Origin of the sequence: Pseudomonas putida, from assembly GCA_041071465.1 — a bacterium.
GTDB lineage: Bacteria > Pseudomonadota > Gammaproteobacteria > Pseudomonadales > Pseudomonadaceae > Aquipseudomonas > Aquipseudomonas putida_P.
This window is the reverse complement of record CP163498.1, coordinates 669,587-691,336: the sequence shown is the minus strand read 5'-3', so window position 1 is coordinate 691,336 and position 21,750 is coordinate 669,587. Positions and strand designations below refer to the sequence as shown.

Genomic DNA, 21,750 nt, shown 5'->3' with positions numbered 1-21,750 from the left:
TACACTGGATGCTAATTTATCCAGTTGGCAATGCCAATTAAGTATGCGCGTGTGCTCTCCCAGACCTTAACTAGTTATTCACTTACAGTAAACCCGCCACAGCTCATCCAACCTTGTTGTGAACGACTGGCTCAAGAGCTCTCGACGCATACCCCACTCTGGGCTTCGGGGGACGTTGGCAGACCTCAGTGTGCCTTTGCCGTACCGAAGGTTTATGCCATCCATAACCGACATCAGGCGATCGCAGGCAACTGGCTGCGTTGACGCGAACAGATCGTCAGTGAATTCACCTGGTTGCCGTAGATCGAGCAGCAGCACCTCGGCTTTGCTGTAGCGGTACCCGTCCTGGTAGACCTTCTCCACAGCCTCAGTCGCTGCCCGCGTGAGCAATAGAGTGTCGCTCGTGGGGTAAGGCAGTTCAACCAGCGCCCCTTTCGCCAAATGCAGTTCGTTGGGATTGAACATGCCTGTGCGGATCGACACTCGCATGCGCTTGCACACCGATCCCTGGGCGCGCAGCTTTTCGGCTGCTCGCGCTGCATAGGTCGCTACCGCCTGCTTGATTGGTGTCAGTTCGGTCATTTTCTTACCGAACATCCGGCTGCAGCAGATCTCCTTCTTCGGCGGATCAGCCTCATCCAGTTCGAGGCACGGCGTGCCGGCGAGCTCGCGCGCTGTCTTTTCCACCACCACGCTGAACTTGTCACGCAGCATCCGCGGATCTGCCTTCGCTAGGTCCATGGCCCTGCAGATGCCCATCGCCTCGAGGTGTGCCGTCATCCGCCGGCCAATGCCCCAGACCTCTTTCACCTCAGTGTTGCGCAGTACCCAGTCGCGCTTGAAATCATCAGTGATGTCGACCACCCCACCCGTATGCGCCTGCAGCCGCTTCGCGGTGTGGTTGGCGAGCTTCGCCAGAGTCTTGGTTCGGGCGATCCCCACACCGACAGGGATGCCAGTGCAGCGCAGCACCTTGGCGCGTACCTCCCGGCCGAATTGGGTCAGACTCCCCTGCACGCCAGTGAGATCAGCGAAGCATTTTATCGATCGAGTAGACCTCGGCCGCAGGCACCATCGATTCGATCAGCGACATAACCCGCTCGCTCATGTCGCCATACAGCGCATAGTTGGACGAAAATGCCACGATGCCATGCCGCCGCAACTTCTCCTTGGCCTGGAAATAGGGCTCGCCCATCTTCACGTACGGCTTGGCGTCGTATGACCTGGCGATTACACAGCCGTCGTTATATCTGAATGACCCTAACAGTTAGTTGAGTGTAAGATATTGATTTATAAGCAAATTAACTCCCTAACATTTTTTTGATTATTTTCCTTCGTTCCTGATGGCGATACTCCTCGACTAAGCCTATTTCAGACGTGGCTTCGCAAAGCAGGGCGGCGGATCGCAATCGACGATAGCTTCACTGTATACTTTTGGCTCCGCATACCCCTTGAGCTACAGGAACACCAGCATGACTGTACTCCAAACGCTCTACTGGCAGCCTACGCCGCCTTAGCGCTACGCCCCCTCGCAACAACCTCGCCTCCGCCAGTTTCGCTGGCGGCTGCGTACTGCTGTATGCCCGGTTCTTACACCCAAAGCGCACAGCAAAATAATCCTCACAATTTGAATTCGTATCGACGCGCTCGCCATTTTCCTGGCATGCGTGCGGTGCATTGCTTTGGATATTCTGATGCTACAAACACTCAAACAAACGTGGTTTTCCAACGTCCGTGGCGACGTGCTCGCGGGGATCGTCGTCGCACTTGCGCTGATCCCTGAAGCCATCGCTTTCTCTATCATTGCGGGCGTCGACCCCAAAGTTGGTCTCTACGCCTCATTCTGTATCGCCGTGGTGATCGCCTTTGTCGGTGGCCGCCCAGGCATGATTTCAGCCGCGACAGGGGCCATGGCACTGCTGATGGTGACCCTGGTCAAGAACCATGGTCTTGAATATCTGCTGGCCGCCACGCTGCTGTGTGGCGTGTTGCAAATTGGTGCTGGCTACCTGAAGCTCGGCTCGCTGATGCGCTTCGTTTCGCGCTCGGTGGTGACCGGCTTCGTCAATGCACTGGCGATCCTGATTTTCATGGCTCAGCTGCCCGAGCTGACCAATGTCACCTGGCACGTCTACGCCATGACAGCCGCAGGCCTCGGCATCATCTACCTATTTCCCTATATCCCCAGGATCGGCAAGCTCATCCCATCGCCACTGGTGTGCATCATCGTGCTGACCGCAGTCGCCATGTCGGTTGGGCTGGATATCCGCACGGTCGGTGATATGGGGGAACTGCCGGATACGCTGCCAATCTTTCTCTGGCCTGACGTGCCGCTGACGTTCGAGACGTTGGCCATCATCTTCCCTTACTCGGCAGCGCTGGCCGTGGTCGGTCTGCTGGAGTCGATGATGACCGCGACTATTGTCGACGACCTGACCGACACCCCCAGCGACAAGAACCGCGAGTGCAAGGGCCAGGGCGTGGCCAACATTGCTTCGGGTCTGATCGGCGGTATGGCCGGCTGCGCGATGATTGGTCAGTCGATCATCAACGTGAAATCCGGCGGTCGTTCTCGTCTGTCCTCCCTGGCCGCAGGTGTATTCCTGCTGCTGATGGTGGTGTTCCTCGGCGACTGGCTGAAGCAGATCCCGATGGCTGCGCTGGTGGCAGTGATGATCATGGTGTCCATCGGCACCTTCAGTTGGGATTCGCTGCGCAACCTGAAGAAGCACCCGTTGTCGACCAACATTGTCATGGTCGTCACCGTTGTGGTCGTGGTGGCCACCCACAACCTTGCCTTCGGCGTGTTGGCCGGCGTGCTGCTGGCCGCGATGTTCTTCGCCAACAAGGTTGGCCATTACATGGCGATCAGTTCTTCGCTGGACGAATCCGGCGAGCATCGTAGCTATAACGTCACTGGCCAGGTGTTCTTCAGCTCGGCAGACAAGTTCGTCGCGGCCTTCGACTTCAAAGAAGCCCTGAACAAGGTAACCATCGACCTGAATCGCGCCCACTTCTGGGATATCACCGCAGTTGCTGCCCTGGACAAGGTGGTTATCAAGTTCCGCCGCGAAGGCACCGAAGTTGAAGTGTTAGGTCTCAACGAAGCGAGCGCCACTATCGTGGATCGATTCGGAGTTCACGATAAACCCGACGCCATTGATCAACTCATGGGCCACTGAGAAGGAGAACAACGATGACCCAAGTAATTGCCTGTATCGACGGTTCCACCTCGGCTCCAGCTGTGTGCGACTACGCAGCCTGGGCCAGTCTGAGCCTGGAAGCCCCGCTGACCTTCTTGCATGTGCTGGATCAGCGCCAGTACCCAGTTGCGGCCGACTTGAGTGGCAATATCGGCCTTGGCAGCCGCGAGCATCTGCTCGATGAGCTTGCTTCCCTGGATGAACAGCGCGGTAAGTTGGCCCTGGAGCAGGGGCGGATCATGTTAACGGCCGCGAAAGAGCGGGCCATGACGGATGGTGTGACCGCGCCGGAGTCCAAGCAACGTCATGGCGATCTGCTGGAAAACCTGCAAGAGCTGGAAAGCGAAACGCGCCTATTGGTCATCGGTCGCCAAGGCGAGTCTAGCGGCGGTCTGAGTCAGCATGTCGGAAGCCAGCTGGAGAGCGTGATTCGTATCATGCACCGGCCAATCCTGGTCACCCCGGCCAACTTCCAAAAGCCCGAGAGCGCGATGCTGGCCTTCGATGGCAGCGCTACTACCCGCAAGGGTGTGGAGATGCTGGCGGCCAGCCCCCTGCTGAAGGGGCTGCCGATCCACCTGGTGATGGTTGGGCCAGTGAACGACGAATCGTCCGCGCAGCTGGACTGGGCGCAGAAAGTGCTGCTCAACGTCGGATTCACTGTTCGCGCCGAGACCCTGAACGGCGAGATAGAGCCTACCTTGCACGCCTATCAGAAAGAGCACGGCATCGACCTGCTGGTGATGGGGGCCTACGGTCATTCGCGCATCCGTCAGTTTCTGGTCGGCAGCACCACGACCAGCATGCTGCGCACCACCACTGGCCCACTGTTGCTGCTGCGCTAACGGCCATGGACGACGCCCTCGATCTTGCCCATTTCAAGACCCTACTGGAACAGCGGGCTGCCGAGCTGGATCGGTTGCTGGAAGACGCTGAGTCTCGCTCGCAATCGGTGGAGTTGGATCAAAGCAAGGTAGGGCGTCTGTCGAGGATGGACGCACTCCAGCAGCAAGCGATGAACGATGCCATCCGCAGTCGGGCGCAGCATGAACGCGTCCGCCTCCAGCTGGCCCTCAAGCGTTGGCACGAGGGCGAGTATGGCTGGTGTAACCAATGCGGCGAGTTGATCGCCTCGGGCCGCCTGGAATTCGATCCGGCCACGCCGTTGTGCATCACCTGTGCGAGCCGCGCCGAGTCGGATTGAAACCATGACAGCTCGTGACGTCAGTCCCAATTAACGAGGCTTCTAGGGATTCTCCGAACAAGTTACCCACCAGCCGCAAATGGACGGCTTGGAGATGCCGAAAACCCCGATTTTCAGCCGCTGATTATTGGAAAACCAAGGCATAGCCTTGGTTTTCTGCCCTCACGGGCGCACCTCTCCCGCAGCAGGCAATAATTGCCGGCGCACCATCCACAGATTCGACAGCGCGAACAGTGTGGTCAATTGCGCCGTATTCTTGGCCAGGCCACGGAAGCGGGTCTTCACATAACCGAACTGACGCTTGATCACCCGAAACGGATGTTCGACCTTCGCACGTACCTGGGCTTTGGCCTTCTCGATCTTGCGCCTGGCCTTGTACAGCGCACTGCGTTTGCTCAAATGCTTGTAGGTGCTGCGTCGCGCAGCGATCTGCCAGATCACTTGCCGACCGTCGTGCTCAGGCCGTTTCTCTACGCCGGTGTAACCGGCGTCAGCACAGACAACGTTCTCGCCACCGTGCAACAGATGGGCAACTTCCGTCACGTCAGCCACGTTGGCGGCTGTGCCATGGACATGATGTACCAGGCCCGATTCTGCGTCGGCTCCGATATGCGCTTTCATGCCGAAGAAGTACTGGTTGCCTTTCTTCGTCTGGTGCATTTCAGGATCGCGTTTGCCTTCCTTGTTCTTGGTCGAACTGGGTGCGTGGATGATAGTAGCGTCGACAATGGTGCCCTGGCGCAACGACAGGCCCTTGTCTCGCAGATAATTGTTTATGGTTTCCAAAATGCCCGCCGCCAACTGATGCTTCTCCAGCAGGTGCCGGAAGTTCATGATCGTCGTGTCTTCGGGGATCGGAGCGCTGAGCGTCAGACGAGCAAACTGGCGCATCGAAGTAATCTCGTACAGCGCCTCTTCCATGGCTGGATCACTCAACGAGAACCAGTTCTGCAACAGGTGAATGCGCAGCATGGTTTCCAGTGGATACGGCTTGCGGCCACCGCCAGCCTTAGGGTAATGCGGCTCGATCAACGCCACCAACCCGCTCCACGGCACCACCTGTTCCATCTCGGCCAGGAAACGCTCGCGACGGGTTTGCTTGCGCTTACCGGCGTACTCGAAATCGGAAAAGCTCATCTGGCTCATGGGATGGCGGGCTTGTAGAGGGCAGTTGGACGGAGGGCTATTTCAGCACAGGTCAGATGGCCTGTGCTGACTTGATCGGAGAATCCTTAGACCATTCGCTGAAACTGGCTGTGCGATGAGGACATCATATGCCTTTAACACCGCATTCGTGGTTCTTATGCTCAAATTTCGCCGCCCAATTTTTTCTTCATGAACTCGATTTTTTTAGCCCAGAACAAGTGCGGAGATGACTCAGCCTGAGCCCTTGCTTGCGAAACCAATGCAAGATCAAACTTCTGGGTGAAATCATCTATCAATCGAATATAGTCAAACTGACGCTTGCGCCATGCGCCCCACTCGTCCGTGAGAAAGTATTCGACTTCTGCATACAAGAATTGTTGGTAGCTGAACAGCCGGTATAAGTCCTCCAAGGTGCCTACAATTGCATAGCTAGGGCAACCGAGGCAGTGGATGAATTCAGAACAATGATTGACGCCATCCTTTGGTGCCAGACTACCGTAAAGGCTATCTTTGCAGCCGCCTGGTGGGGTTGGTATAACGTTTATGCCACGTAGTTTGTCCGGAAAAGCCTCCCCAACAAATGTCGCCCCGTCGACCTTGATCTCATCGTTGATTTTCAAATAGTGATTATCGGCGACACCAGGGGTATGACCCATAACGGAGGAAACTTCTATAATGTCGCCACCGCTCAGTTTCCACAAACGGCTTTCCATAGTCTTTCGCAGCCGACTAAGCGTGACATTTAGCCGATTGCCTTGATCATCCTGAAGCGCATGACGCTCACAAATGCTTTTTGCCGTGACATATAAAGCACCGGGTGTAAGGGTAACGATGTCGTTCGAGCGGCCAGGCTGGCCCGAGCGATATAACCACACACATGAAGATATTTCATCAGGTGCCAGTGCTACGAGTGGCTTAGAAATCTCCAGCGCCTTATTGAGGACTGCCACCCCATCCAGGGGAATAGCACTGTACTCATCTAGCAGATTAGTCTGACGGATTGTTTTGCTCTGTGCGCCTTTACCTCGACGTTTGACGGTAGTAATCAACCTGAGATTAGGAATAAATGGGTGAGGCTGTAGGGCATCCCTTTTCATCTCCAAGAGCGGCGTAGTATTGATTCCAGACCTTGCCGCAGTAATTAGTAGCAATACAGCCATCGCCTCCGCGCCATTTCCAAGGAATGTACCCTTATGGATGGCAATAAGATCTGACTTCAAAGCGCCAATCAGCCTTTGCATTTCACCCAAGGTGAGCGGATCTGCATCTTTAGTGCTCTGCGAATTATTAGGAAATGGATTGAGGGGCAAAAGATCGTCAAGATTAACTTCAATAAATCCATATTCAGCCAAAACAACAACTAACGACTTGAAGCTAGTATAGTAATTCTTGGCTGTCGAGCCGTTAGGGTATTTTAGCCTCAGCCAAGAGATGTATCGATCCAAGTGGCTTTTGGTAAGACTGTTTGGCGTTGCAGGTGGCGACTTGACCGAACCTCCACTCAAGAAATTTATAAAAAATCTCAGCCCGTTCGTAGAGTAACCAATCAAGGTCGTCACTGAGAAGTTTCCTCCTTGTAGCAAAGCTTTGATAACGTGAAGACTTTGAATTGCCCAAGCGTCGAAGCCCAAGCCTAAATATTTCGTATGATCGAGTTGCCTGTGGTTTCTCGGGTTTCTCGGCAGGTCAATCTTGATATCATCTTCGACAGCCTCGAATCCTTTTGTAACCGACCGCATAACCGCCTTGTAGCTTTTTTGCCGAGCCAATGGTGCTACCTCAAATACGCGAAACCGAATCAGTCATAAACATCATGTCAATTTCGTCCTCGTGAGCAAGGACGGATTGGGCTTCAAGCTGGTTTATGAGATGCAAATAGATCATAGTTGTTTGCACATCTGAATGCCCCAGCCTATCTCGGACATACAACAATGGCTCACCTTCAAACTCTTTGCTTTTTCGAAGAGCAAGCAAGGTATAAGTCCCATAGGTGTGGCGTAGCATGTGGGCCCGAACATAGAAACCGCACTTTCTTTCATAGGACTTCATAACGTCCACTACGGAATCTTTTGAATAATGCCTGCCTTCATTAGTCAGCAGCAGCGCGGTAACACGTCCATCACCATTGGACTTACGAACCTCTCGTTGGTGAAGGGAGTAAGACCACATGCTCTCCATCAACGACCATGGCACGTCGATAGTTCTAGGCCGGTCGTACTTGATATGCATGTCTGAAGGATCAAGAGCAACACTGATCATTTGCCTTGGGCGCAGTCCCTTCTTCAACCTGGGGTTGAACACATATTTGAGAGGAAAAGACCTCGCTTCACAGGAGCGAAGGCCGGTACGCACCATGAGGTGGAACAATATCTGGTGGCTTGGATCGGTATCCAGGGCAAGGCATACCTTGACTTGATCCTTGGTCAGGAATTTGGTCAAGCGCTTTCGGTCGCGAACCATCACCGAAACTTTCGTGCTCTCGGCTCCGGGCAGAGCGATATGACTGAGAAGACCGGAATGTTGGGCAACTCTTACCCTTTTCTCACCGAAGGGCAGCACAGTTATCAGGTTGCGCTGCTTAGCCCATCGGTAGAACCTCACGATCAAGGCCAGACGATTGTTCACCGTGCCGGGATCAAGTGCTAATTCTCCGCTCGACCAATCCCTGTACCTCGACAGAGCACTCAGACCGTGAGCCGGGCTTTCCTCGTCCCAGCCCAATCCATTGGCTTCCAGGAAGGCAAAGTAATCATACAGACGCCGTCCATAGGCTTCCCAAGTCAAATCGCTTAGGGCCTCACCTGACTCGATAAGCGTGTGCCAAAGGAAGGATTGAGCTGGCTCGACTGGCCATCCCTCTGACCCAATCAGCAACGGAAAGCCTTCAAAGGATCGACCTGCTAATGCTAGGTCTTTTGTTGCGAATACCAGCCTCATGCCGCTGCCCTAAAACACTTCCAATGGATTGCCTTATGAAGCCTGGAAACTGCTGTTCCAGAGGGGTTCAGAAGGTGGCGCGGACTCTACAGGATTTACTAACGATTCCCACCCCTCAGATCGTTATTGGATAAAACGACGACAGGCCGTCCCCTAAGCTCTGGCCGGAAAAGCACCTCCACCGAGGCAAAGCAGTTATTACAGTCGATAAGCGCAAAGGAGGGGCGGGGTTTACCGGCTACGTCGACCATGACGGTTGAAACTCCAGATGACGATGCCGAAGGTGTCGACCTCTTCGAACTCACCGACAGTGATAGGGGGGTACAGGGGATTCTCCGAAGACAAGACCTTGCAGCCGTTGACCAGATCTAATCGCTTAACGATCGGCTGGTTGTTCACATAAACGACGACGATGTCGCCCACCTCTGCGTCGAGTGACCGGTCGATCACGAGCAATGTGCCGTGGTAGATGCCAATACCGGACATGCTGTCGCCTTCGGTCTCGGCCAACCAGATATGAGGGGCTCGGAGGTTCAGCAGCACGTCGAGCGATATCGGTGGTTCGTAGTAGTCCGCAGCAGGGCTTGGGAAGCCTCCCTGGACCGTTCCGGAAAGGACGCTTACCAGAATGTTTGTTTCGACGTCGGTACACCTTCGGAGACGCATAAACGGCACTTCACTGTAACTGTACGCATATACAGTAACGCGCCCGGCACTCAAATTTCTAGAGCATTCGGTCTCCGGATCCAGGGCTCAGCGCCGTATCGATTGCATAAGCATAAGCGGCGTCGGCCAGCTCCTGTCTTTCCCGGCGCTCCGCGTCGTCAATGAGATCAAGGCGATAGAGGGTGTCGAGATGCGCACGGAGCGCGCCATAGCGGAATGCTATGTCGCCGGCCGAGGTCAGCTGCTCAATCTCTACATCCCAAATGGCCAGCTCCTCGATCAATGTCGTCGCCATGGCTTGTCCTGGCGAAGCTTGATTAGAAGCTGCAGAACCAATCCGACGCGGCGTACTCGGCGTCGGCGAAGGTCATCTGCTTCATCGGGAAACTCGGTGGGTGGAATCCGGGTATTTTGCCAAAATCTGGAAGTCTTCTTCAGAGTTTCCCTAGTGTGCGCTCTCTTGCTTGGATGGCATTACGTTCTGGCCCAACGTTACTGTAGCGAATCCGCAGCAGTATCAATCAAAGCCTCCTGTATCCCGCGTGAAGAAAGACGCTACGTTGCGCCCGTTCTTCCACGGCTTCGCTTGCCGCCCCGCTACGGCAGATTCGAAGTATTCATCGAAATGTCATCCTTTAGAAGCAGTGCGGTAACAAGGAATTTCTACCCTTTGCATCGCGAACCGCAATTGTGCGGCCAGCAATATTGCGAAAGGTGAACAAATGACGCCCCATCCGATACAGGACGCCGTGCTGCGGGTCGACCGGTTGAGCGTCGTCTATCCAGGCGGCGTGACAGCCCTACGCGATACCTCGATTGCATTTCGGCGTGGTGAGTTCACCGTGCTGCTTGGTCTCTCGGGCGCAGGCAAGTCGACCTTGCTCCGTAGTCTCAATCGACTCGTCACGCCCACTGGCGGCAGTGTCACCAGCGAACTCGGTGAACTCGGCAGCGGCTCGGCCTTGCGTCAGCATCGTCGGCGTACCGCCATGATCTTTCAGCACCACCAGCTAATCGAACGTCAAAGCGCACTGGCTAATGTGCTGACCGGTCGGCTGGCCTTTCACAACACGCTCCGCTCGCTGTTTCCTCTGCCGCGTGCCGATCAGGAGATTGCGCTCAGTTGCCTCGCTCGGGTCGGTCTGGCAGACAAGGCGCTAAGCCGGGTGGACAAACTGTCCGGTGGCCAGCAGCAGCGGGTAGGCATCGCGCGTGCGCTAGCGCAACAGCCGGCGATCATTCTGGCCGATGAGCCGGTAGCCAGTCTCGACCCGGCCACTTCGGTCCGTGTTCTCGGATTGCTGCGCGACATCTGCAAGGAAGACGGCATCACCGCCATCGTTTCGCTGCATCAACTCGAATATGCCCGCCGCTTCGCCGATCGCGTCGTCGGGCTGGCCGATTCTCAGATCGTTTTCGATGCCGCGCCCTCGGAACTCACCGATGCGCAGCTTGAGCGCATCTATGCAGGCCGCTCTACGACTCAGCCAGCGAATGCTCCGGCTGAACCACCTGTCATGCTCGAACCTTCACAGGAGATGTCCCGATGAAACGCTTATCCGCGCTCTTATTGACTTGCTTGCTGTCCGCTGTTTCAAGTTTGTCCGCCCTAGCGGCCGATGCCGATCCGGATGTGCTAAAGGTTGCCCTGCTGCCGGACGAAAACGCCTCCGAGCTGATCAAGCGTAACCAGCCGCTGAAGGATTATCTGGAAGAGCATCTGGACAAGAAGGTGCAGCTGATCGTAACCACCGACTATTCCTCGATGATTGAGGCGCTGCGCTTTGGCCGTATCGACCTGGCGTATTTCGGTCCGCTGTCCTACGTCATGGCCAAAAGCAAAAGCGACATCGAGCCCTTCGCTGCCATGGTCATCGACGGCAAGCCGACCTATCGCTCGGTGATTATCGCCAATGTGGCGTCAGGCGTGAATGAGTATGCCGACCTTAAGGGCAAGAGAATGGCCTATGGTGACCGGGCATCGACGTCCAGCCATTTGATTCCCAAAACCGTGCTTCTTGAGACGGCCGATTTGACGGGTGGGCAGGACTACGAACAACATTTTGTGGGCACGCATGACGCCGTTGCCGTCAACGTGGCGAACGGCAACGCCGATGCGGGTGGGCTGTCGGAGGTAATTTTCAATCACGCAGCCGAACGTGGCCTGATCGATCCGAGCAAGGTGAAAGTACTTGGTTACAGCGGCGAATACCCCCAGTACCCCTGGGCGATGCGTTCGAACCTGAGCCCCGAGCTGAAAACCAAGGTGCGGGATGTATTCGTCGGTATCGACGATCCCGAAGTGCTGCGCAACTTCAAGGCCGAGGCCTTCGCGCCAATCACCGACGCCGACTACGATGTGATCCGCAACATGGGATCGCTGCTCGGCCTCGACTTCGCCACGATGTGAGCACCGATATGTCTTCTCATTACGACGTGCAGGCGCTGCCTGCAGAGCAACGCGAGCACATCCTTCGAGGCTTTGGCCTCGGTTGGTGGCGCCAGCTGGGGCAGGTGGCGATTGTATTCGGAGTGGTGCTGTTGGCCTGCTGGTACGTGGGGCTGCTCGATGCCACCACGCTGCTGAACGGGCTGCCCTCCATCGCGACCCTGGCAGGCGAGGCCATGCCGCCAGACTTTTCGGGCTATCGAAGCTGGATTCGCCCCTTGATCGACACCTTGGCGATGAGCATCGCCGGTACGGCCATCGCAGTGGTGTTCTCGCTGGTGGTGGCCTTCGTTGCAGCGCGCAATACGGCGCCGCACCCCCTTGTGTTCGGTGTTGCCCGGGTGCTGCTCAATGCCCTGCGGTCGGTGCCGGAGCTGATCATGGGCATCATCTTCGTTGCAGCCGTAGGGTTCGGCGCCTTGCCGGGCGTGCTTGCCCTGGGTCTGCATTCGGTCGGCATGGTCGGCAAGTTCTTCGCCGAGGCCATCGAGCACGTCGACGAAGCGCCGGTGGAAGCCGCTCGGGCGGCGGGGGCTACGCCGATGCAAGTGCTGCTGCACGCGGTTTTGCCACAGGTGACGCCGCAGTTCGCCGACGTGGCGATCTACCGCTGGGAATACAACTTTCGCGCCTCCACCGTGATGGGCATGGTTGGCGCCGGCGGTATCGGCTTCGAACTCATGGGCTCGCTGCGCATCATGCAGTACCAGGAGGTTGCAGCAATCCTGCTGGTCATCCTGGCCATGGTCACGCTAGTAGACGCCTTCAGTGGCGTGCTGCGCAAACATTTCAAATAGGACAAACCATGCTGCCGAAACTCGTTATAACTCACCGAGTACACGATGAGATCCTGCAACTGCTGGCGCCACATTGCGAGCTGATGACCAACCAGACCGACAGCACGCTGACGCGCGAGGAAATTCTGCGCCGCTGCCGCGATGCTCAGGCGATGATGGTGTTCATGCCCGATCGGGTCGATGCAGACTTTCTTCAAGCCTGCCCTGAGCTGCGTGTAGTCGGCTGCGCGCTCAAGGGCTTCGACAATTTCGATGTGGACGCCTGTACTGCCCGCGGGGTCTGGCTGACCTTCGTGCCTGATCTGTTGACCGTCCCGACTGCCGAGCTGGCGATCGGACTGGCGGTGGGGCTGGGGCGGCATCTGCGGGCAGCAGATGCGTTCGTCCGCTCTGGCGAGTTCCAGGGCTGGCAACCACAGTTCTACGGCACGGGGCTGGATAACGCTACGGTCGGCATCCTTGGCATGGGCGCCATCGGACTGGCCATGGCTGATCGCTTGCAGGGATGGGGCGCGACCCTGCAGTACCACGAGGCGAAGGCTCTGGATACACAAACCGAGCAACGGCTCGGCCTGCGCCAGGTGGCGTGCAGCGAACTCTTCGCCAGCTCGGACTTCATCCTGCTGGCGCTTCCCTTGAATGCCGATACCCAGCATCTGGTCAACGCCGAGCTGCTTGCCCTCGTACGGCCGGGCGCTCTGCTTGTAAACCCCTGTCGTGGTTCGGTAGTGGATGAAGCCGCCGTGCTCGCGGCGCTTGAGCGAGGCCAGCTCGGCGGGTATGCGGCGGATGTATTCGAAATGGAAGACTGGGCTCGCGCGGACCGGCCGCGGCTGATCGATCCTGCGCTGCTCGCGCATCCGAATACGCTGTTCACTCCGCACATAGGGTCGGCAGTGCGCGCGGTGCGCCTGGAGATTGAACGTTGTGCAGCGCAGAACATCATCCAGGTATTGGCAGGTGCGCGCCCAATCAACGCTGCGAACCGTCTGCCCAAGGCCGAGCCTGCCGCATGTTGAATCCGGTCTGGCTGAAGAGCCTGGTAGCGATCGTTCAAACAGGCAGTTTTCAGAGCGCGGCGAGGGCGTTGGGGCTGGCCCAGCCGACGGTGTCGCAGCACTTGCAGAAGCTTGAAGAGCAGGTCGGCGTAACGCTGGTGCAGCGCAGTCGTAGCGGCTGCCAGCCTACCACACGGGCGCTGGCCTTCATGCCGCATGCGACCGCCTTGCTCGACATGCACGCCCGGGCGCTAGAAGCCCTGCATGGCAATCGTGAGCGCGTCGGGGCCAGCTCCAACATCGGCACCTACCTTCTCCAGCCATTCGTGCGCAACTATCTGACGACCGCAAATGAGAGGGGCGAGGTGGATCTGCGCATCGCCGCCAACCCGGATGTGGCCGACCAGCTACTGGCGGGCCAGCTCGACGCCGCGATCATGGAATGGTGGCTACCTCACCCCGACTTCGAACACCGCCTCTGGCGGGTCGAGCCGCTGGTGCTTATCGTCAGCCCCGACCATGCGCTGGCTGAAGCAGGGTGCATAGAACGTGATCGTCTGGTGGACCTGCCGATGCTGGGAGGTGAACCGGGTAGCGGTACCGGACGGCTTCTGACCGAATACTTTGGCGAACTGGGCGTGCCTCGCAGCGGTATGCAGCTAGGCAGCACCGAGGCAGTCAAACAAGCAGTGAGGGCGGGACTCGGCGTGTCGTTGGTGATGGCTTCCGCAGTACAAGACGAAGTTCGCAGTGGCGCGCTGGTAGCTCTTCCCATCCCGGGGCTTGAAAAGCGTCTCCAACTGATCTGGCGCAAACCTCCCGGAAATCTGCACCCGCCGGGATTTGTGCGGCACTTATTGGAGGAGGCAGATCTAGCTGGATAAGGTGATGGATGGTTGCGATCCAGCGCTTGGCTTGTCAGCCTAGGGAAACTCTGAAAAAGACTTTCTGATTTGGCAAAATACCGCGACCCCACCCACCGAGTTTCCCGATGAAGCAGATGACCTTCGCCGACGCCGAGTACGCTGGCAAGCGCAAGCAAACCCGCAAGGAGTTGTTCCTGATCGAGATGGATCGGGTGGTGCCGTGGAAGGGCTTGATTGCTTTGATCGAGCCACATTATCCGAAGGGTGAAGGTGGCCGTCCGGCCTACCCGTTGATGGCGATGCTGCGTGTGCATCTGCTGCAGAACTGGTTCGGCTACAGCGATCCAGCGATGGAGGAAGCGCTGTACGAAACCACGATCCTGCGCCAGTTTGCCGGGCTGAACCTGGAGCGCATCCCCGACGAAACCACCATTCGACGACCTGCTGGAGCTGTACTGCGGCAACGGCAACTTCACTCTGCCGCTGGCCACCCGCGTGCGTCGCGTGCTGGCCACCGAGATCAGCAAGACCTCGGTCAACGCGGCGCTGGCCAATATCGCTGACAACGGCATCGACAACATCGAGCTGGTGCGCCTCTCCGCCGAGGAGCTGACCCAGGCGCTGAACGAGGTGCGGCCGTTCCGCCGCCTCGCCGATATCGACCTGAAGCGCTACGATTTCGGCAGCGTCTTCGTCGACCCACCGCGCGCCGGCATGGACCGGACACCTGCGAACTGACCCGTCGCTTCGAGCGCATCCTCTACATCTCCTGCAACCCGGAAACCCTGGCGCAGAACATCGCCCAGCTGGCCGACACCCACCGCATCGAACGCTGCGCGCTGTTCGACCAGTTCCCCTACACCCACCACATGGAATCCGGGGTGCTGCTGGTCCGCAAGTGACCCGCTGCGATTGAACGCCGGCGGCCAACCGGCGCTCACATCCGTAACCCTCACGGATTACGGAGGCACACGCATGCTGGTATTCGAGTCGATCTACACCGAAGGTCTGGCGCAGATTTCCTATCTGGTGGGCGACAGCAAGGCCGCCGTCGCCGCGGTGATCGATCCGCGGCGCGACGTCGAGGTCTACCTCGACCTGGCGCGCGACAAGGGCCTGCGCATCGCCTATGCCATCGAGACGCACATCCACGCCGACTTCGTTTCCGGCGCCCAGGCGCTGGCCGAACGCTGCGGCGCCGAGATCATCGGCGGACTACGCCTTCGGGCTGCGTCAGGTGGACGACGGCGAGGTGCTGGAACTGGGTCAGGTCAGCCTGGAAGTGCTGCACTCGCCAGGCCACACCCCCGAGCACATCTCGCTGCTGCTACGTGACAGCCAGCAGGGCGAAGCGCCCTTCGCGCTGTTCACCGGCGATACGCTGTTCAACCTCGACGTCGGCCGCCCCGACCTGCTCGGCGAGGACAGCACCAAGCAGCTGGCAGCGCAGCTCTACGCCACGCTGTTCACCCGCTACCTGCCGCTCGGCGAACGCATCGAGATCTACCCCTGCCACGGCGCCGGCTCGGCCTGCGGCAAATCCATCGGTGACCGTCGCCACTCCACCCTCGGCAACGAATTGCTGTTCAACCCGGCGCTGAACCAGCGCCGCACCGAGCAGGAGTTTGTCGACTGGCTGCTCGACGGCATGCCCGAGCCGCCGCGCCACTATGCGCGGCTCAAGCAGCTCAACGCGCGCCCGCTCGAACGCCTGCATGGCCCGGCGCTGCCACCGCCGTTGGCGCCGGAGGAGTTCCGCCAGCGCACCGCCGATCACGATGCCGTGCAGCTGGTGGATGTGCGCTCGATCCTCGCCTTCGGCGGCGGCCATGTGCCGGGTGCGCTGAACATCGCGCTGCGCGACGAGTTCGCCAGCTGGGCCGGCTGGATGCTCGACGACCAGCGACCGATCTACCTGATCGGCGAGGACAGTGTGGAGGTCCACCAGGCGACGCTGCAGCTCTATCGCATCGGCCTCGACCAGGTCGCCGGCTACCTGCGCAACGGCATGACCGACTGGCAGAACGCCGGCCTGCCGCTGGCGTGCGTCATGCAGTGGACGGTGCACGAACTCGACCGCCGGCGCGGCGACCCCGAGGTCCAGGTACTCGACGTGCGCTCCCCCGAGGAGGTTGCGCAGGGCCGCGTGCCCGGCGCGCGGCATGCCTTCGTCGCGCACCTGCCGCAGCATCTCGAGCAGCTGGACCGGGACGGCATCGTCGCGGTCTATTGCGGCAGCGGCTATCGCGCCTCGATTGCCGCGAGCCTGCTCAAGCGCCACGGCTTCAACCGGGTCGCCAACGTGCCCGGTTCCTGGGCCGCCTGGCGCAAGCATGACCTGCCGGTGGCGCAGCGCTGAATTCGCCGCGGCACGATCCGCATCAGCTGAAGAATGGCCAATCGCTTTTTCCACCGGCCAGAGGCACAGGTACTGCCGGATAAGGCTGCGCCGTTATCCACCCTACGCCCCGTCGATCACCCGATGCGCAGGGTGGATAACGGCCAGCGGCCTTTCCCACACGTCAGTATTCGACTTGCAGTTCGGCGCTGCGCGGTTCGGCTTGGCAGGCCAGCGCCCAGCCCTGACGCACCTCGCTTTCGCTCAGCACCTGGTTGCTGCGCATGCTCACGCTGCCCTCCACCACCCGGCACTTGCAGGCGGCGCAGACACCCGAGCGGCACGCGCTCGGCGGTTGCAGGCCAGCCTGTTCCATGGCCTCCAGCAGCACCTCGCCGCGCGGCACGTCCAGCTCGTGACGGCGACCGTCGAGCGCGACCCGCAGGCGGCTGCGGCGCCCGCCCGGTGCGGCCGTCGGCGCTGCGGCGGCAAAGCGTTCCAGATGGATACGCGCCGCATCCACACCCCGCTCGCCCAGCGCGGCACCCGCGGCATCCATGAACGGTTGCGGCCCGCAGATGAAGGCGTCGGCGGCTGACCAGTCAGCGATCTTCGTGGCAATCGCCGGGCCGCTCGGCACACCCTGCTCGGCATCGAGCCAGATGCGCAGCTGCAGGCGATCGGGGTAACGCGCAGACCACTCGGCCAGCTCCTCGGCAAAGATGGGGGCTCGCAGAATTCGGAAAAAATCGTACGCTAAGGTTTTCCGGGCATCCGTAGGGGCCGAAACTTCCCGTCTTCCAGTCTGCGGCTCTGCCGCCAGACGTAATCGCCGGTGAGGTTGATGTGCTCCCAGCCCAGCGGCGACAGGAATTGCAGCAGCTCGCCGTCCACCGGCTTGCCGGCCTCGACCAACCCCTGGGTGGCGCGCTCCAGGTACACCGTGTTCCACAGCACGATAGCCGCCGTCACCAGGTTGAGGCCGCTGGCCCGGTAGCGCTGCTGCTCGAAGCTCCGATCCCTGATTTCCCCAAGGCGGTTGAAGAACACCGCCCTGGCCAGCGAGTTGCGCGCCTCACCTTTGTTCAGGCCGGCATGCACGCGGCGGCGCAGCTCAACACTTTGCAGCCAGTCTAGGATGAACAGCGTGCGTTCGATCCGGCCCAGCTCGCGCAGGGCCACGGCCAGGCCGTTCTGGCGCGGATAGCTGCCGAGCTTGCGCAGCATCAGCGAGGCAGTGACGGTGCCCTGTTTGATCGAGCTGGCCAGGCGCAGGATGTCGTCCCAATGGGCGCGGACGTGCTTGATGTTCAGGGTGCCGCCGATCAGCGGCCGCAGCGTCGGGTAGGTCTGCACGCCCTGCGGCACGTACAGCTTGGTTTCGCCGAGGTCGCGGATGCGCGGCGCGAAACGGAAGCCCAGCAGGTGCATCAGGGCGAAGACGTGATCGGTGAAGCCGGCCGTGTCGGTGTAGTGCTCCTCGATCCGCAGGTCGGACTCGTGGTACAGCAGGCCGTCGAGCACATAGGTGGAATCGCGCACGCCGACATTCACCACGCGGGTGCTGAACGGCGCGTACTGGTCGGAGATATGGGTGTAGAACAGCCGTCCCGGCTCACTGCCGTACTTCGGGTTGACGTGTCCGGTGCTCTCGCCCCGGCCGCCAGCCCGGAAACGCTGGCCATCGGAGGATGAGGTGGTGCCGTCGCCCCAGTGGGCGGCGAAGGCATGCTGGTACTGGTGGTTGACCAGCTCGGCCAGGGCCGCCGAATAGGTCTCGTCGCGGATGTGCCAGGCTTGCAGCCAGGACAGCTTGGCGTAGGTCAGACCGGGGCTCGACTCGGCCATCTTGGTCAGCCCGAGGTTGATCGCATCACCGAGGATCGCGGACAGCAGCAACGTCCGGTCTTTGGCCTCGGCCCCGTCCTTCAGGTGGGTGAAGTGGCGGCTGAAGCCCGTCCAGTCGTCCACGTCCATCAGCAGTTCGGTGATCTTGATGCGCGGCAGTAACTGACTGGTCTGGTCGATCAGCGCCTGCGCCCGATCCGGCACCGCCGCATCCAGCGGGGTGATCTTCAACCCGGACTCGGTGAGGATGGCATCGGGCAGCTCGTTGTCCTTGGCCAGGCGGGCGACAGTGGCCAACTGCTCGTCCAGCAGCTGCAAGCGCTCTTCCAGATACTGGTCGCTGTTCGGGTTGATCGCCAGCGGCAGGGCCTGTTCCCGCTTGAGCGCGGCGAACTTCTCGGCCGGCAACAGGTAGTCGTCGAAGTCGCGGAACTGCCGCGAGCCCTTGACCCAGATGTCGCCGGAGCGCAGGGCGTTCTTCAGCTCGGACAGGGCGCAGATTTCGTAGAAGCGCCGGTCGAGGCCTTCCGGGGTGATCACCAGTGGCTTCCAGCGCGGCTTGATGAAGGCGGTGGGAGCATCGGCCGGCACCTTGCGCAGGTTGTCGGCGTTCATCTCGCGCAGCGTCTGCACGGCTGCCAGCACGCCCTGCGCGGCCGGGGCGGCGCGCAGCTCCAATACCTCCAGCAGAGCCGGCGTGTAGCGGCGCAGGGTGGCGAAGTTCTCGCCGACCAGGTGCAGGTGGTCGAAGCCCTCCGGCCGGGCCAGCAGCTCGGCTTCGCTGACGCTCTCGGTGAACTCGTCCCAGGGGATCACCGCCTCGATGGCGGCATAGGGGTCGCTGCCGGCTTCCTTGGCCTCCAGCAGCGCCTGGCCGATCTTGGAGTACAGGCGCACCTTGTCGTTGATCGCCTTGCCCTGCTTCTGGAACTGCTGCTGATGCTTGTGCTTCGCGCCGCTGAACAGCTTGACTAGGATGCGGTCGTGCAGATCCACCAGCTCATCAATCACGGTTGCAGTGCTCTCCAGCACCACGGCGGCCAGGGTCGCATAGCGCCGCTGCGGCTCGAACTTGCCGAGGTCTTTGGGCGTCATCTGCCCACCCTCGCGGGCCAGCTTGAGCAGGCGGTTCTGGTGGATGTGCCGGCCCAGGACTTCGGGCAAGTCCACCAGCTGAAATGTCTTCAGCCGCTCGATGTGCTCAAGCATGTGCCGAGAGTTGGGTTTCAGCGGTGCCTGGCGCAGCCAGGTCAACCAGGTGATGCTGCTGCCGGCCTTGAGCTTCAACAGCTCGTCCAGCTTGGCCCGATGCGAGTCCGTGAGCGGTTCAACCAGGGCGCGGTAGACCCGCCGATTGGCCCGTGCAATGGCCTCCGAGCAAGCCCGGTCGATCACGCTCAACGCCGGCAGGATGCGTCGCTTCTGCCGCAGGCTCTCCAGCGCCTGGCCGGCCAGCAGCAAGCCCTTGTCGGTCTGCTGGGCCAGTTCGGTCAGCTCGCGCACCAGGGCGCGGAAGTCGGACAGGCCGAACGGGGCCAGTTGAAGGTAGGTGCGCAGTTCCTGGGCGTGCTCGCGACGGGTCACATCGCGCTCGCCGTACTTCGTCCAACTCGCCGGATCGGTCTGGACTTGCTTGGCCACCCACAGGATGACCGGTTCGGGCAGCTCGCTGTCAGTGCCCAACGCATAGCCGGGGTAGCGCAGCAGGCAGAGTTGCACGGCGAAGCCGAGGCGGTTGGCGTCGCCGCGCCGCTGACGGATCAGCGACAGGTCGGAGTCGTTGAAGGTGTAGTAGCGGATCAGGTCATCCTGGCTTTCTGGCAACGCGAGCAGGGTGCCCCGCTCCGTGGCCGAGAGGATCAAGCGACGCGGCATGTGTCAGTCGTCCGTGCGGAGGTACTGGTAGAGGGTTTCCCGGCTGATGTTGAACTCGCGGGCAAGCTGCGCCTTGGGCTCGCCGGCCGTCGCTCGCTGCCGCAGGGTAGCAGCCTGCTCATCGGACAGGGCTTTCTTGCGGCCCCGGTACGCGCCACGCTGCTTGGCCAAGGTGATGCCCTCACGCTGCCGCTCGCGGATCAGGGCGCGCTCGAACTCAGCGAAGGCCCCCATCACCGACAGCATCAGGTTGGCCATCGGCGAGTCCTCGCCAGTGAACACCAGGCCCTCCTTCAGGAACTCGATGCGCACGCCGCGTTGAGTCAGCTTCTGTACCAAGCGACGCAGGTCATCGAGGTTGCGGGCCAGCCGGTCCATGCTGTGCACCACCACTGTATCGCCTTCGCGGACGAAGCTCAGCAGCGCTTCGAGCTGGGGGCGCTGGGTGTCCTTGCCCGATGCCTTGTCGGTGAACACCTTGCTCACCTGTGTCTGTTCCAGCTGGCGTTCCGGGTTCTGGTCGAAGCTGCTGACCCGGACGTAGCCGATGCGGTGCCCCTGCACGATGTCTCCTTGGTTGAAGGCGGCTTAAGTGCTCCTTCTGTTCCGTTGTGCCTCAAACCCCGTTTCTGTCAGGCTGAAATCTATGACCTTCGCAGGCATGTGTCAAAAATGCGAAAGATGACTCTATTCTGACTAAGCGGCGCGGCCCTGCCTGACATCCAGTTAGGGTATACCTCAAATTGACACTGCGTATTCCAGAGAACGTGATGACGGAAGGTTGAACCTTCCGTCATAGCGCATCTGGTTTGGCCTCCCGTCAGCCAACCACGGGAAACACTGACTCGATCATTGGAGAATGGTCAGCTTGGCCTTGAGATCAATGGCTCTCGCGAAGTTGTGGTAATTCGGCGATGTTCGCTGCACCTGCGCGTGCAATGCTTTCAGCGCCGCCGAATCCGCCGACGACTCCATTTCGACCTCATACTCGACCTGGTCGTACCCTGGATTGATCCCAGGATCGATTCCAAGAAAACCTCTCAGATCGAGGCTTCCCTTCGTGCGGATAGTCAGCGATTGCAACTCGATGTTCATTGCCGCCGCATTTGCCGCGTAGGTTGCAGTCATGCATGCGTTCAACGCAGCCAGGATCAATTCTTGTGGATTAGCGGCCGTGTCGGTACCGAGCAATTCTGCCGGTTCGTCCGCGTCGATGACAAAGCCGCGCGCCAAGGCCGTGTCACCTAGTACGAGCGGCATGGTTCGCGCACGCGTCCGGGTGCCACCCTCCCAGGTTGTCACGACGCCGAACGTCGCGATGCCTGCGGCGGGCTTTGCTGCGACCTGATCTGCAAACTCACGCAATGCGCCGACGTTGATCCCGTTGCCGGGAGTTCCTTTAATGTTTGTGTTCATTTCTCGT

General features: G+C 59.8%; 19 protein-coding genes and 4 pseudogenes. 12 read left to right on the top strand and 11 right to left on the bottom strand.

Going from position 1 to position 21,750, the window contains the following annotated elements:
* Window positions 1-78: 78 nt before the first annotated feature.
* Window positions 79-1,246, bottom strand: a pseudogene (gene umuC / locus AB5975_03155) (translesion error-prone DNA polymerase V subunit UmuC).
* A 448-nt stretch (window positions 1,247-1,694) separates the two neighbouring features.
* On the opposite strand from umuC, the gene AB5975_03150 reads away from it, so the two are divergent.
* Genes AB5975_03150 through AB5975_03140 form a run of 3 tightly spaced genes read left to right on the top strand, consistent with a single transcriptional unit; the run spans window position 1,695 to window position 4,407 of the window.
* Entirely contained in the window at window positions 1,695-3,182 is a 1,488-nt protein-coding gene (locus AB5975_03150; protein XDR22906.1) for a SulP family inorganic anion transporter, read from the top strand.
* Window positions 3,183-3,196: 14 nt separating this feature from the next.
* Window positions 3,197-4,048: a universal stress protein gene (locus tag AB5975_03145; GenBank protein XDR20949.1), complete on the top strand. Its 852-nt coding sequence runs from the start codon at window positions 3,197-3,199 to the stop codon at window positions 4,046-4,048.
* A 5-nt stretch (window positions 4,049-4,053) separates the two neighbouring features.
* Window positions 4,054-4,407 carry a TraR/DksA family transcriptional regulator gene (locus tag AB5975_03140; protein ID XDR20948.1) on the top strand — a complete coding sequence of 118 codons (354 nt, stop codon included), beginning with the start codon at window positions 4,054-4,056 and terminating at the stop codon, window positions 4,405-4,407.
* A gap of 162 nt (window positions 4,408-4,569) precedes the next feature.
* On the opposite strand, the gene AB5975_03135 is transcribed toward AB5975_03140, so the two are convergent.
* The 6 genes and pseudogenes from AB5975_03135 to AB5975_03110 all read right to left on the bottom strand — a co-directional run bounded on the left by AB5975_03135 (window position 4,570) and on the right by AB5975_03110 (window position 9,451).
* A complete protein-coding gene (locus AB5975_03135) occupies window positions 4,570-5,553 on the bottom strand; it encodes an IS5 family transposase (protein XDR20947.1) in 984 nt (327 codons plus the stop codon).
* A 161-nt stretch (window positions 5,554-5,714) separates the two neighbouring features.
* Window positions 5,715-7,322: a hypothetical protein gene (locus tag AB5975_03130; protein ID XDR20946.1), complete on the bottom strand. Its 1,608-nt coding sequence runs from the start codon at window positions 7,320-7,322 to the stop codon at window positions 5,715-5,717.
* A gap of 10 nt (window positions 7,323-7,332) precedes the next feature.
* Window positions 7,333-8,490: a tyrosine-type recombinase/integrase gene (locus AB5975_03125; protein XDR20945.1), complete on the bottom strand. Its 1,158-nt coding sequence runs from the start codon at window positions 8,488-8,490 to the stop codon at window positions 7,333-7,335.
* Between the two features lie 119 nt (window positions 8,491-8,609).
* Window positions 8,610-8,741: pseudogene (locus AB5975_03120) on the bottom strand (hypothetical protein).
* Complete coding sequence (locus tag AB5975_03115; protein XDR20944.1) at window positions 8,722-9,156, bottom strand: LexA family protein; 435 nt, start codon at window positions 9,154-9,156, stop codon at window positions 8,722-8,724. Before AB5975_03115 ends, AB5975_03120 begins: the two are co-directional and overlap by 20 nt.
* Window positions 9,157-9,214: 58 nt before the next feature.
* Complete coding sequence (locus AB5975_03110; protein XDR20943.1) at window positions 9,215-9,451, bottom strand: hypothetical protein; 237 nt, start codon at window positions 9,449-9,451, stop codon at window positions 9,215-9,217.
* Window positions 9,452-9,878: 427 nt separating this feature from the next.
* Between AB5975_03110 and phnC the strand changes: the two genes are divergently transcribed.
* The 9 genes and pseudogenes from phnC (at window position 9,879) to AB5975_03065 (ending at window position 16,625) form a co-directional block, all read left to right on the top strand.
* Window positions 9,879-10,706 carry a phosphonate ABC transporter ATP-binding protein gene (phnC, locus tag AB5975_03105; GenBank protein XDR20942.1) on the top strand — a complete coding sequence of 276 codons (828 nt, stop codon included), beginning with the start codon at window positions 9,879-9,881 and terminating at the stop codon, window positions 10,704-10,706.
* Entirely contained in the window at window positions 10,703-11,566 is an 864-nt protein-coding gene (gene phnD, locus AB5975_03100; protein XDR20941.1) for a phosphate/phosphite/phosphonate ABC transporter substrate-binding protein, read from the top strand. The genes phnC and phnD overlap by 4 nt, the downstream gene beginning before the upstream one ends.
* A gap of 8 nt (window positions 11,567-11,574) precedes the next feature.
* Window positions 11,575-12,402 carry a phosphonate ABC transporter, permease protein PhnE gene (phnE, locus tag AB5975_03095; GenBank protein ID XDR20940.1) on the top strand — a complete coding sequence of 276 codons (828 nt, stop codon included), beginning with the start codon at window positions 11,575-11,577 and terminating at the stop codon, window positions 12,400-12,402.
* Between the two features lie 8 nt (window positions 12,403-12,410).
* Entirely contained in the window at window positions 12,411-13,421 is a 1,011-nt protein-coding gene (ptxD, locus tag AB5975_03090; protein ID XDR20939.1) for a phosphonate dehydrogenase PtxD, read from the top strand.
* Window positions 13,415-14,284 (top strand): LysR family transcriptional regulator, encoded by an 870-nt coding sequence (locus AB5975_03085; protein XDR20938.1) that lies wholly within the window; start codon window positions 13,415-13,417, stop codon window positions 14,282-14,284. The genes ptxD and AB5975_03085 overlap by 7 nt, the downstream gene beginning before the upstream one ends.
* 107 nt (window positions 14,285-14,391) lie before the next feature.
* Window positions 14,392-14,700: pseudogene (locus tag AB5975_03080) on the top strand (IS5/IS1182 family transposase).
* Window position 14,701: 1 nt separating this feature from the next.
* A pseudogene (locus AB5975_03075) lies at window positions 14,702-15,168 on the top strand (methyltransferase domain-containing protein).
* Between the two features lie 73 nt (window positions 15,169-15,241).
* Window positions 15,242-15,601, top strand: coding sequence for an MBL fold metallo-hydrolase (locus AB5975_03070; GenBank protein ID XDR20937.1), 360 nt, complete (start codon window positions 15,242-15,244; stop codon window positions 15,599-15,601).
* Window positions 15,504-16,625, top strand: a complete 1,122-nt coding sequence (locus AB5975_03065) for a rhodanese-like domain-containing protein (protein XDR20936.1) — start codon at window positions 15,504-15,506, stop codon at window positions 16,623-16,625. Before AB5975_03070 ends, AB5975_03065 begins: the two co-directional genes overlap by 98 nt.
* Window positions 16,626-16,788: 163 nt before the next feature.
* Here the strand turns inward: AB5975_03065 and AB5975_03060 are convergent, their stop codons facing one another.
* The 4 genes from AB5975_03060 to AB5975_03045 all read right to left on the bottom strand — a co-directional run bounded on the left by AB5975_03060 (window position 16,789) and on the right by AB5975_03045 (window position 21,743).
* The gene (locus AB5975_03060; GenBank protein XDR20935.1) at window positions 16,789-17,244 is read right to left on the bottom strand and encodes a 2Fe-2S iron-sulfur cluster-binding protein; all 456 of its coding nucleotides are present in this window, start codon (window positions 17,242-17,244) and stop codon (window positions 16,789-16,791) included.
* A gap of 116 nt (window positions 17,245-17,360) precedes the next feature.
* Window positions 17,361-20,327: a Tn3-like element TnAs1 family transposase gene (locus AB5975_03055; protein ID XDR20934.1), complete on the bottom strand. Its 2,967-nt coding sequence runs from the start codon at window positions 20,325-20,327 to the stop codon at window positions 17,361-17,363.
* A 3-nt stretch (window positions 20,328-20,330) separates the two neighbouring features.
* Window positions 20,331-20,891, bottom strand: a complete 561-nt coding sequence (locus AB5975_03050) for a recombinase family protein (protein XDR20933.1) — start codon at window positions 20,889-20,891, stop codon at window positions 20,331-20,333.
* A 285-nt stretch (window positions 20,892-21,176) separates the two neighbouring features.
* The gene (locus tag AB5975_03045) at window positions 21,177-21,743 is read right to left on the bottom strand and encodes an OsmC family protein (protein ID XDR20932.1); all 567 of its coding nucleotides are present in this window, start codon (window positions 21,741-21,743) and stop codon (window positions 21,177-21,179) included.
* Between the last annotated feature and the right edge of the window lie 7 nt (window positions 21,744-21,750).

Excerpts from the sequence above, each read along its gene's own strand:
- AB5975_03150 (XDR22906.1), top strand. The coding sequence starts at position 1,695 with ATGCTACAAACACTCAAACAAACGTGGTTTTCCAACGTCCGTGGCGAC.
- AB5975_03145 (XDR20949.1), top strand. The coding sequence starts at position 3,197 with ATGACCCAAGTAATTGCCTGTATCGACGGTTCCACCTCGGCTCCAGCT.
- AB5975_03140 (XDR20948.1), top strand. The coding sequence starts at position 4,054 with ATGGACGACGCCCTCGATCTTGCCCATTTCAAGACCCTACTGGAACAG.
- AB5975_03135 (XDR20947.1), bottom strand. The coding sequence starts at position 5,553 with ATGAGCCAGATGAGCTTTTCCGATTTCGAGTACGCCGGTAAGCGCAAG.
- AB5975_03125 (XDR20945.1), bottom strand. The coding sequence starts at position 8,490 with ATGAGGCTGGTATTCGCAACAAAAGACCTAGCATTAGCAGGTCGATCC.
- AB5975_03115 (XDR20944.1), bottom strand. The coding sequence starts at position 9,156 with ATGCGTCTCCGAAGGTGTACCGACGTCGAAACAAACATTCTGGTAAGC.
- AB5975_03110 (XDR20943.1), bottom strand. The coding sequence starts at position 9,451 with ATGGCGACGACATTGATCGAGGAGCTGGCCATTTGGGATGTAGAGATT.
- phnC (XDR20942.1), top strand. The coding sequence starts at position 9,879 with ATGACGCCCCATCCGATACAGGACGCCGTGCTGCGGGTCGACCGGTTG.
- phnD (XDR20941.1), top strand. The coding sequence starts at position 10,703 with ATGAAACGCTTATCCGCGCTCTTATTGACTTGCTTGCTGTCCGCTGTT.
- phnE (XDR20940.1), top strand. The coding sequence starts at position 11,575 with ATGTCTTCTCATTACGACGTGCAGGCGCTGCCTGCAGAGCAACGCGAG.
- ptxD (XDR20939.1), top strand. The coding sequence starts at position 12,411 with ATGCTGCCGAAACTCGTTATAACTCACCGAGTACACGATGAGATCCTG.
- AB5975_03085 (XDR20938.1), top strand. The coding sequence starts at position 13,415 with ATGTTGAATCCGGTCTGGCTGAAGAGCCTGGTAGCGATCGTTCAAACA.
- AB5975_03070 (XDR20937.1), top strand. The coding sequence starts at position 15,242 with ATGCTGGTATTCGAGTCGATCTACACCGAAGGTCTGGCGCAGATTTCC.
- AB5975_03055 (XDR20934.1), bottom strand. The coding sequence starts at position 20,327 with ATGCCGCGTCGCTTGATCCTCTCGGCCACGGAGCGGGGCACCCTGCTC.
- AB5975_03045 (XDR20932.1), bottom strand. The coding sequence starts at position 21,743 with ATGAACACAAACATTAAAGGAACTCCCGGCAACGGGATCAACGTCGGC.